General features: G+C 59.7%; 7 protein-coding genes. 5 read left to right on the top strand and 2 right to left on the bottom strand.

Annotated features, from left to right (window positions below):
- Window positions 1-440, bottom strand: a 440-nt coding sequence (locus ACTHUY_RS09375; RefSeq protein ID WP_441678631.1) for an HIT family protein, incomplete at its 3' end; no start/stop codon positions are given.
- Between the two features lie 94 nt (window positions 441-534).
- Between ACTHUY_RS09375 and leuS the strand changes: the two genes are divergently transcribed.
- Window positions 535-3405 carry a leucine--tRNA ligase gene (leuS, locus tag ACTHUY_RS09370; RefSeq protein ID WP_441678629.1) on the top strand — a complete coding sequence of 957 codons (2871 nt, stop codon included), beginning with the start codon at window positions 535-537 and terminating at the stop codon, window positions 3403-3405.
- 9 nt (window positions 3406-3414) lie between these two features.
- Window positions 3415-4374: an aldose 1-epimerase gene (locus tag ACTHUY_RS09365; protein ID WP_441678627.1), complete on the top strand. Its 960-nt coding sequence runs from the start codon at window positions 3415-3417 to the stop codon at window positions 4372-4374.
- 95 nt (window positions 4375-4469) lie between these two features.
- Here ACTHUY_RS09365 and ACTHUY_RS09360 read toward each other — a convergent pair whose 3' ends face one another.
- Window positions 4470-6395, bottom strand: a complete 1926-nt coding sequence (locus ACTHUY_RS09360; protein WP_441678625.1) for a helicase HerA-like domain-containing protein — start codon at window positions 6393-6395, stop codon at window positions 4470-4472.
- 93 nt (window positions 6396-6488) lie between these two features.
- Between ACTHUY_RS09360 and ACTHUY_RS09355 the strand changes: the two genes are divergently transcribed.
- The 3 genes from ACTHUY_RS09355 to holA form a co-directional block, all read left to right on the top strand.
- Window positions 6489-7370 (top strand): helix-hairpin-helix domain-containing protein, encoded by an 882-nt coding sequence (locus ACTHUY_RS09355; RefSeq protein ID WP_441678623.1) that lies wholly within the window; start codon window positions 6489-6491, stop codon window positions 7368-7370.
- Window positions 7367-9571 (top strand): ComEC/Rec2 family competence protein, encoded by a 2205-nt coding sequence (locus ACTHUY_RS09350; RefSeq protein ID WP_441678622.1) that lies wholly within the window; start codon window positions 7367-7369, stop codon window positions 9569-9571. The genes ACTHUY_RS09355 and ACTHUY_RS09350 overlap by 4 nt, the downstream gene beginning before the upstream one ends.
- Window positions 9572-9689: 118 nt before the next feature.
- Window positions 9690-10522 (top strand): DNA polymerase III subunit delta (gene holA, locus ACTHUY_RS09345; protein WP_441678620.1); only part of this gene is annotated, 833 nt, incomplete at its 3' end.

The following is a 10522-nucleotide window of genomic DNA, read 5'->3' as shown; positions in this document are numbered from 1 at the left end:
TACCCGAGCGAATCCATCTTCTCCGGCACGTTGTCCCCATGGCCGGCTTCGATGAGGGCGGTGCGGAGTTTGGTCATGGTGGCGTCGAGTTCTTCGGCTGGTACGACCTTGCGGGCGGAGTCGAAGGAGAGGTCCTTCTCGGACTTCATGGGGATCACGTGCAGGTGGCAGTGGGGGACGCCGTAGCCGGCGATGACAAGGCCGGCTCGTGGAACGTCGAAAGTGGTTTCCTGAACCTTTCCGATCGTTCTTGCGACTTTGAAGAGATGGTTTGCTGTCTGGTCGTCGAGGTCGGTGAATTTGTCGATCTCTTCGCGGGGGATAACGAGGACGTGACCGTCGGCGTGGGGCTCGATAGTAGAAATGGCAACGCACACGTCGTCGGCCCAGACGAAGCGGCCCGGGATCTCCCCGTTGATGATCATCGTGTAAACACTCATGACCCCATTGTAGAAGCGTCACGGTTGTCACGCGGACGAAAGGGAGGAATAGTGGGCTCCTGCGCTAGAGTTGAGGCCAAACGAAGGGAGAACTATGTCTGAGAAGACCGAGCATCCATATCGGTACACGGCCGAGCTCGCCGGTGAAATAGAGAAGCGCTGGCAGGACCGTTGGGAAGAAGAGGGCACCTACAATGTGGCCAATCCCGAAGGCGACCTTGCTGGTGATGTTTCGTCGGAGAAGTTCTACCTCCTCGACATGTTCCCCTACCCGTCAGGCAAGGGCCTTCACGTAGGCCACCCCTTCGGATATATCGCAACCGACGTTGTCGGTCGCTTCCAGCGCATGCTGGGCAAGTCCGTTCTGCACACCATGGGCTTTGATGCCTTCGGTCTTCCCGCGGAACAGTATGCCGTCCAGACCGGTCAGCACCCGCGGATCACGACCGAGCAGAACGTCGACAACATGAAGCGCCAGCTGCGTCAGATTGGCCTCGGCCACGACCAGCGCAGGTCCTTCTCGACAACCGATGTTGACTATGTGCGGTGGACGCAGTGGATCTTCCTGCAAATCTACAACTCGTTCTACGACGAGACGGCCGAGGGCCGTGCCCCGGGCACGACCGGGCGTGCCCGCCCGATCTCCGAACTCATTGCCGAATACGAGTCCGGTACCCGTGAGACACCAACCGGTGTTGCCTGGTCTGAGCTGAGTGAGTTCGAGCGTAGCGAGATCATCGATTCTCAGCGCCTGGCCTTTATCTCCCATGCTCCCGTGAACTGGTGCCCGGGCCTGGGTACCGTGCTGGCCAACGAAGAGGTCACGAACGAGGGTCGTTCGGAACGCGGTAACTACCCGGTGTTCCGTCGTAACCTGCGCCAGTGGATGATGAGAATTACTTCTTACGCCGATCGCCTGGCCTCTGACCTGGACACGGTGGACTGGCCCGACAAGGTTGTCACCATGCAGCGCAACTGGATCGGTAAGAGCCAGGGTGCTTCGGTGACCTTCTCCGCCCACGGAGAAGACCAGGATCATCCTCTCGAAGTGTTTACCACTCGTCCCGATACTCTGTTCGGTGCCACCTTCATGGTTGTTTCCCCCGAACATCCCATGCTCGAAGGTGCCTCGGTACCCGCTAGTTGGCCCGAAGGCACCAAGGCTCAGTGGACCGGCGGAGCCGGTAGCCCGCAGGAAGCCGTGAAGGCCTACCAGCTCGCCGCATCGAAGATTGGCGACACGGACCGCACTGCTGATGATCGGGAGAAGACCGGTGTCTTCACCGGTATCTACGCCACCAACCCGGTGAACGGGAATCAGATCCCGGTCTTTACTGCTGACTATGTGCTCATGGGTTACGGTACGGGTGCGATTATGGCGGTGCCGGCACACGATGAACGCGACTACGACTTTGCGACAGCTTTTGATCTGCCGATCATCCTGACGATCCAGCCCCCGGCTGACTTCGAAGGTGGAGAAGCTTACGTTGGCGACGGCGAGGTCATTAACTCCGCTAATGACTCCGTGTCCATTAACGGACTGAACAAGGAAGCCGCGATCGAGAAGATCACGGCCTGGCTGGAAGAGCAGGGTACCGGCCATGCCGCCACCACGTATCGTCTGCGTGACTGGCTGTTCTCCCGCCAGCGCTACTGGGGTGAGCCGTTCCCGATCGTGTACGACGAAAACGGGAATGCTTACGACCTGCCCGAGTCGATGCTGCCCGTGGAGCTCCCCGAGACCCCGGACTACTCGCCGCGCTCCTACGATCCCGACGATGCTGACTCCGAGCCGGAGCCGCCGCTCGGTCGCCTTGAGGACTGGGTCAAGGTCGAACTTGACCTGGGTGATGGTGTGAAGACGTATTACCGCGACACGAACACGATGCCGAACTGGGCAGGTTCCTGCTGGTACGAACTGCGTTACCTGGATCCCAACAACGATGAAAAGTTTGTGGGAACCAAGAACGAGGAATATTGGATGGGGCCGCGGCCCGAGGCAGGTAATCACTCCGGTGGTGCCGACCTGTACGTGGGCGGTGTTGAGCACGCCGTTCTACACCTGCTGTACGCACGGTTCTGGCACAAGATCCTGTTTGACCTTGGCCACATCTCCTCCTCGGAGCCGTTCCACAAGCTGTTCAACCAGGGCATGATCGAGGCCTACGCCTACACCGACTCCCGCGGGCAGTACGTACCGGCCGACGAGATCGAGACCGTTGAAGAGAACGGTGAAATGGCGTTCTTCCACAACGGTGAACGGGTCAACCGCGAGTTCGGCAAGATGGGTAAGTCGCTCAAGAACACCGTGACCCCGGATGAGATCAACGAGCAGTACGGTGCTGATACGTTCCGCGTGTACGAGATGTCGATGGGACCGCTCGAACAGTCCCGCGTATGGGAATCCCGTGCCGTTGTCGGCGCGCAGCGCTTCCTGCAGCGGCTGTGGCGCAACGTGGTCTGCGAAGAAACCGGTGCTGTTATCGCCGAAGACGTGGTGCCCTCCGAGGAGACGGCACGCCTGGCTGCTCGCACGGCGCACGATGTTCGCGTCGAGTACGATGCCATGCGCCCCAACACGGCAATTGCCAAGCTCATTGTGCTGAACAACCACCTCACTTCTCTCGATGCGGTGCCGCGGTCTGTTGTCGAGCAGCTGGTTGCCATGACTGGCCCCGTTGCCCCACATATCGCCGAGGAGCTCTGGGAGAAGCTGGGTCATGACACCTCCGTTGTCTATGCTCCGTTCCCCGAGTACGACGAGGCCCTCCTTGTTGAGGACACCGTTACCTGTGTTGTTCAGGTCAAGGGCAAGGTGCGTGACCGTATCGAGGTTGCCGCTGACATCTCAGATGATGACCTAACGGCCCAGGCTCTCTCACTGCCAAAGGTTCAGCAGTACCTTGAAGGGGAGCCGCGCAAGGTTATTGTTCGTGCGCCTAACCTCATCAACATCGTTCCCTAAGGAGACCGCATGGAACACGCGACCGTGAGTACAACGGAATTTGGCGGTACCGCGTGGCGACTGGAGCACGCCGGGGCGAGCGCAACCATCGCCGCCCTGGGTGCCACCCTCCTCAGCTGGGACCCCGGCATCGGCGAATCCGTCGTAGCCGGATATGAAACTCCCGAGGAACTGGCTGAGGGTGAGGGCGCGAGGTCCCGGATCCTTGCCCCCTACCCGGGCCGAATCAAGAACGGAACGTTCACGTGGAACGGGCGGGCCATCGACCTGCCGAAGGCAAGCGATGGACATGCTCGCCACGGGTTCGTCTCCCAGCTCGTGTTCGAGCCGATCTCGATGGGATCCACCCTGCAGCTCCGAGCCGAACACGTTGGGAACGACGAGTGGCCGTGGACGTTCTCCATTGATGTCATCTATGCCCTTGGTGAAGGTGAGGGCGGTAAGCGAACCCTGTCGGTCGATATCTTGCTCACTAACCTCGCATCCGAAACCGCACCCGCGGGACTCGGATGGCATCCGCTCTTCACCTTCCCGGGATCCCCGAAGATCACCAACCTATCCCTCCAGGTCCCGGCACGCACACTGCTCGCAACATCTCCGAGCCTGATCCCGCTCCCGGGCGAGGCCGCCTACTCCGGCATCCACGCACCAGTGGTCGTGGACCGAATTAGCGATCTGGAAATGGATGCGGTGTACACGGGCCTGGTGCCGAATGATGAAGGGGTCGTACGTACGCGGATCACGGAGCCCCGCTCCAACCGCGAGATCTCCCTTATTCAGGAACCCGGAGAATCACCCTTCGTTGTTGTCTGGACCGGTGAGGGGCTTACTCGTGGCTATCGGGAAGCCATTGCACTGGAGCCCTACTCTCACATCCCCGACGCCGTGAACAGGGCAGACTCTTCCGGGTCCATTGCTCTTGCGCCCGGCAAGACAAGGACGATGACGGCGACGATCACGTTCGCTTAGGTTTAGTAGTGATCGACTTTGCTGGAGAACAAGCCTAAGGAGCGTTGAAGGCTGGGACCTACCCAGCCTTCAACCATGACGTCCACCTATAAGGTCTACCGCCTACGCGTGCCGAAGATGTTTCGGGAGATCTCCCTGCCGAGGGTGCGGGCACCGGAGCGGAGGAAGTTGTCGAGAACGCTTGAGCGCCTCTTTTCGGAGCGTTCGCGTTGTTTCTTTGCTTCGCGCTCGGCCTCCTTCCGTAACTTCTCCGCTTCCTTCTCGAGCTGCTTGGCTCGGGCTTCGGAGGCCTCTTGTTCAGCTTTCTGAATCTCAGCTAGTTCAGCTGCTTCCTGTTCTGCGGCAATGCGTTCAACGAGCAACTCTGAAGCGGATTCTGGGTCGATCTTCACTGCGTATTTTGCAGTTAGGGGAGATGCCTGGATGATGCTGGTGACGGTAGCTTGGGCAGCCGGTCCCATGTTGGCTGCCGGCGCCCATAGCCTTGTCGGGGCGACGGGAGAGGGACGGCCCTTCTTGTCGAGCACGGTGACGAGGGCTTCGCCCGTTCCCAGGTTGGGAAGGACCTCTTCAAGGTCGAGGGGAGAGGTCGGGAATGTTTTAACTGTTGCTCGGAGGGCCTTCTGGTCGTTCGGGGTATGGGCACGCAGGGCGTGCTGGACCTTGGCTCCCAGCTGGGCGAGGACATCGTCGGGAACGTCCTTCGGTGTTTGGGTGACAAAGATGATGCCGACCCCCTTGGATCGGATGAGGCGAACGGTTTGAACAATGGCCTCTAAGAAAGCATCCGAGGCGTTGTTGAACAGCAGGTGGGCTTCATCGAAGAAGAACACCAGCTTCGGCTTCTCGACATCGCCGACTTCGGGCAGAATCTCGAACAATTCGGCGAGCAGCCACATGATGAAGGTGGAGAAGAGCCGGGGGCTCTGTGAAAGCTCTGGTAGTTCGAGCGTGGAAATGATTCCTCGTTCGCCATCGACTCGGAAGAAGTTCATGGGATCGAAGGCAGGCTCTCCGAAGAACTCATCGCCGCCCTGGGACTGGAGAACAGCGATCTCGCGGAGTATGACTCCTGCGGTGGAGGATGCGATGCCGCCGATTTCTTTGAGTTCGTCCTTGCCTTCCTCGGTGAGGAACGAGACGACTGCACGGAGGTCCTCGAGATCGATAAGGGCTAGTCCCTGTTCGTCGGCCCAGTGGAACATAAGGGCGAGGGCGGATTCTTGGGTTTCATTAAGATCAAGAACCCTGGCAAGCAGAAGCGGACCGAACTCGGTGACGCTCGTACGGATAGGGATTCCCTGTCCCTTGCCACCGAGTGCGTAGAACTCGGTAGGGAACCCGTCCGGTTGCCAAACCTGGCCCTGTTCCGCACATCGAGCAAGCAAACCGTCGTTGGGTTCACCCGGTTCGGCTAGGCCCGTCAGGTCGCCTTTGATATCGGTGAGGAATACGGGGACACCGTTAGCGGATAGTCCCTCGGCCAGAAGCTGGAGGGTACGGGTCTTACCGGTACCCGTAGCGCCAGCAACAAGACCGTGGCGATTGAGCATGGCAAGCGGAAGGGTCACTGGTGCTGCAGGTACGGGATCCTCACCTTCGAGGTATACACCGATCTGCATTCCACCATCACCCGAATAGGCTTCAGCCACTTCCAACGCGTAACCCGACAGCTCAGCAGTAACTGCTGAATCAGATGTATCGGCTGATTCGATCGTTACCGCAGAATCAGCGGGAGCCGTTCTCTCGCTAGGCGCCGTGGCCTCGGTAGGCTCCGCCCGCTTCGCAGGCTCAGAATTGTCACTATCGACAGCTGGATCTTCTGTCTTATTCTCACCATCGGAATCAGCCGAGTCTTCGTTGGGTGTTGGCGTTTCGCCTGATGAGGCTCCGGCCGTGGCTAGTGCAGCCTCGAGTGCGGCCTGAGCGGCTTCCGCCTCGGCGCGGGCGGCCTCTGCCTTAGCTGCCGCGGCCTTGGCTTTAAGTCGTGCAATCTCTGCTTGATCCATACGGTCAAGCATAGGGTGAGCGTCCCCAGGATGCTCGGTGTTCGACCATGCACCCTATGAAATCCGGTCAAGGATGCTTTCCGAGAATAAATCCATAGTCGGGGTATGAAAGCGAAAGATCTCGTGAGAGTCGCCTACCGTGTCGGTACCGGTGAGGATGTCATGGCACCACCAGAAGACAAGGAACGGGAAACCCGGGTTGCCTTCGATCCGAAGACAGCCATGATCGTTGTCCTTGTCCTGTCCCTCCTGTGTGGGCTCATGATCGCCTGGACGATGTCACGCCCTGTCCAGGTCCATGCCCTTCCAGTCAAGACCAAGACAGAGACCGTAGGGGAGAGCACGGTAGCTTCAGGTAGCGAGGGAGAGTCCGCCACCGATGGTGGCGAGAGCGAAAGCGGCGCTCCCGCGACTGATGCAACCCCGGCATCCGGAGAATCCGCGGAAGAGATGAATGCTGGCTCGGATGCTGGTCCTCACGAGGATGCCTCCAGTGAGGTGGTCGTCGAGGAGACGACGGTGACGGTCTACGTGTCAGGCCATGTTGCGGATCCCGGTCTGGTGGAACTACCGGTGGAGTCACGAGTTGCGGCAGCTATTGAGCTGGTCGGAGGTATGACCGAGGAGGCCGACCCGAATGCTCTCAACCTGGCGCGCAAACTCGTCGACGGTGAGCACATCGTTGTTCCTGCACCGGGTGATGAGATCCCCGAGGAGACCGTTGCTGACACTGGTGCGGAGACGCCAACTGAAGGCACGGAAGGTCATGGTGATAGTTCATCGGCGTCGTCCGGGAGCCTCGTCAATATCAACACGGCAGATCTTGCTGAGCTCATCTCACTGCCGGGCATCGGTCCCGCTATTGGGCAACGGGTCCTGGACTGGCGCGAACTGAACGGAGAATTTACGTCAATTGATGAGCTGATGGAGGTCTCGGGAATTGGCCCCGCGACCTTTGCCAACATTGAGGCTCTCGTGACCATATGACGCACGGAGACGTGCGGATCCTCCTGGCAGCGGGAGCCTGGTGGGTCGCCACCATCGGCGTCCTACTCGAGGGCGCAGGCTTCACCATTACGGTCAGCATCCTCGTCGGTGGCCTCGTCTTCGTCATCTCCTTTATCCGTAAACACATCGGTAAAGGCAAGGGTGAGGCAATTATCTACTGGTGGCCGACTCTTGTTGTGGTCGTTCTTTCCGCCATCCTTGCCAGCGGGGTGGTCGCCGCACACAACCACCTGGGAAATAGAGGAATTCTCTCCGACCTTATCTCAGCCAAAGCAGTCGTTACTGTGCAAGGGGAGATTGCCTCCTACCCGAACCCCGCTGGAGACCAAATACTTCGAACCCTGAGCATTGAACATGTCGAAGGCCGTGGCCAGGTATCCGGCTCCTACTCGAGTGTCACCCTGCTTGGTGGCGACAACCTCGCTGACTTCAATCTCCACGAAACGGTCGACGTGCTCGTCAGGCTCGAGCCCACCGATCCCGGATCGAGGGAAGTTGCATGGGCGACAGTCCTTCGCGGACCCACGCTCATCGAAGAAGCCGATCCCGTATCCCGCTGGATAGCAAATAGGGCGGCGGTCCTGGACGAATACCTGGAGGATGAACCACCGGCGGTACGAGGACTTGTCCCGGGCGTTGCCATTGGTGACGACTCCGGTATCCCAGAAGAAGACGGGGATGCGCTCGCGGCCGTGAACCTCACCCACCTGACCGCAGTCTCCGGTTCCCACGTCTCGATGATCACCGCCATTGTCTTAGGCCTTGTCGGCCGCAAAAGAAAAGTACTTGCAGTAACGGCCGCGGCCGGAGTTCTTGGCGTTCTTGTGCTTGCCACGGGAGCGCAGCCCTCCGTCATGAGAGCGGCCGTCATGGGAGTGGTTGTGCTCGCCGGGGTGTGGATGAGAAGACCCGCGAGCGCCCTCCCTGCCCTCGGCGCCTCTATCATTCTCCTCCTGGCCTTCGAACCAACCCTTGCTCTCGCCTACGGCTTTATTCTGTCGGTCGTCTCGACGGCAGCAATCATTGTCTTCTCGGCTCCCGCCTCGGCGCTCCTTGCTCCTGTCATCACCGTGCCAGGTGCCAACCTCCTCGCTGTTCCAGTCGTTGCCCACCTTGCTTGCTCACCCATCATCCTGTTGTTGACCGACACGGCCTCCCTGTGGTCAGCTCTCGCCAATGCCGTGGTTGCACCCGTCGTACCCATCGGAACAATCCTTGCCCTCGGAGCGATCATCGCTGCACCCGTTCCCTATGTTGGTCAAGCGTTGGGGTGGATGGCGGCGCGGTGTGTCTCCTGGATCGACATAGTCGCGGGGGAGATGTCGGGATGGTGGGGCTCCGGCATCGACGGAAGACTCGTCATTGTCGTCTACGCCGGCATCCTTCTGCTCGCCTGGCTTCTCGTCCACCTTGGCGTGAAAAGGCGAACGCTTGGCATTGGAGCCCTCGGCATTGCTTTCCTTTACGGCGTGTGGCGACTCCTGCCCACACAGGTACCCGACTGGGATATCGTCCAATGCGATGTCGGGCAGGGGGCCGCAACACTCTTCAAGCACGAGGGCACCGTCTATCTCGTCGACACAGGAACAGAGGACGAACGGCTCGGCGAATGCCTTGACGCCGCAGGAACACACATCGACATCGTTGTCCTAACCCACATGCACGCCGACCACGCCGGAAACCTTGACACAGCATTGAGCCGAGGCGCCCAAGAGATCTGGGTCGGCCCCGGCATCACACCCGAAGTCGAATGGCAGATAGCGGATAGCGGGACGAACATTCCCATTCGAGAACTACGCGCCGGAGACAACGCCGAGGGAATAGAGATCCTCTGGCCAGATAGCCAACGGAATTGCTACGACGACGCCTGCATCAACAACCAATCCCTCGTACTCCGAGTAAGCCTCGGACAAACCCTCCTCATCCCCGGAGACCTCGAGACCGACGCCCAGCGGACTCTATCTGGCCGGGACGTAGCCGCCGATATTGTCCTCGTCCCGCACCACGGATCATCAAAGCAAGACGACGGGTTTGCGCTCGCGGTAGGAGCTGAAACGGCACTGCTCTCCTACGGGGAAAACACCTACGGACATCCCGCTCCCTCCACCATTGATCTCTATTCGCAGTACGGGAATGTCTTGGCAACGGAGGACGGAGACATCTTTATCAAGTTCGAGTGATAGCGACGCACGACTCAATGCGCCTGGGGGCCTAGGTGGCTCGTAGGCACCGGAAATTGGTGCTACCGGCATTGCGCCCTGGCTCGTGGTGCCCGGCAGGCGTGGAATAATGGTCGGCATGGCAGGAAAGAGTAGCGGGCCCACGTGGGACACAGTCGATCTCGCACCGATCGTCTTGATCAAGTCGAAAGAAGAGACCCTCACTGAAAGGGCTCGTGACCGACTCGTTGCCCAGGCTCGTTCCCAAGACCCCGATATTGAGGTCACTCAAATTGACGCTGCTTCGTACACCGGGGGAGAGCTCGCAGTCCTTGCCAGCCCCTCACTCTTTGGTGGCGCAAAGATCGCCATCGTCACCGGCCTGGAAACCATGAACGATGACTTCCTTGGTGACTGCATGCAGCTCCTCCAAGATCCCAGCCCCGACCTTTTCCTCATTGCGATCCGCAACGGTAAAGCCGGACGCGGTATTAAGCTCGATACCGCAGTCGGCCAAGCAGGCTTTCCCGTTGTCGTCATTGAGGAGGTCAAGAACCCCGGCGACAAGATTGCCCTGCTGAAGGCGGATGCTCGCAGGGCTAAGAGGACTGTTGCAGAAGATGCCTACCAGGCTCTTGTTGACGGTCTTGGAAGCGACCTGAGGGAACTCACCTCGGCACTACGTCAGCTCTTCGACGATGTTGAAGGAACGATCACGGCTAAGGCCGTCGACACGTACTACGGCGGCCGGGTCGAAGCGAAAAGCTTCGCCGTTGCCGATGCTGCAGTAGCCGGCAATGTGGCACGCGCGCTCAAGCTCCTTAGGCACGCATTGGCCACTGGTACGGCCGAGGTTCTTATCGTGTCGGCACTGGCCGTGAAAGTCAGGCAACTGGCACTCGTCTCGGCAACGATGGGACGAGACGGTGCCTCCGTGAAGCTATCCATGCAGCCGTGGCAGATGGACAGGGC

The organism is Flaviflexus sp., from assembly GCF_052087705.1.
Lineage (GTDB): Bacteria > Actinomycetota > Actinomycetes > Actinomycetales > Actinomycetaceae > Flaviflexus > Flaviflexus ciconiae.
This window is presented reverse-complemented; position numbering and strand designations above follow the sequence as displayed.

What these genes read in the sequence shown, in the direction of transcription:
- ACTHUY_RS09360 (WP_441678625.1), bottom strand. Translation starts at nt 6,395, where the DNA reads ATGCTTGACCGTATGGATCAAGCAGAGATTGCACGACTTAAAGCCAAG.
- ACTHUY_RS09365 (WP_441678627.1), top strand. Translation starts at nt 3,415, where the DNA reads ATGGAACACGCGACCGTGAGTACAACGGAATTTGGCGGTACCGCGTGG.
- ACTHUY_RS09355 (WP_441678623.1), top strand. Translation starts at nt 6,489, where the DNA reads ATGAAAGCGAAAGATCTCGTGAGAGTCGCCTACCGTGTCGGTACCGGT.
- leuS (WP_441678629.1), top strand. Translation starts at nt 535, where the DNA reads ATGTCTGAGAAGACCGAGCATCCATATCGGTACACGGCCGAGCTCGCC.
- ACTHUY_RS09350 (WP_441678622.1), top strand. Translation starts at nt 7,367, where the DNA reads ATGACGCACGGAGACGTGCGGATCCTCCTGGCAGCGGGAGCCTGGTGG.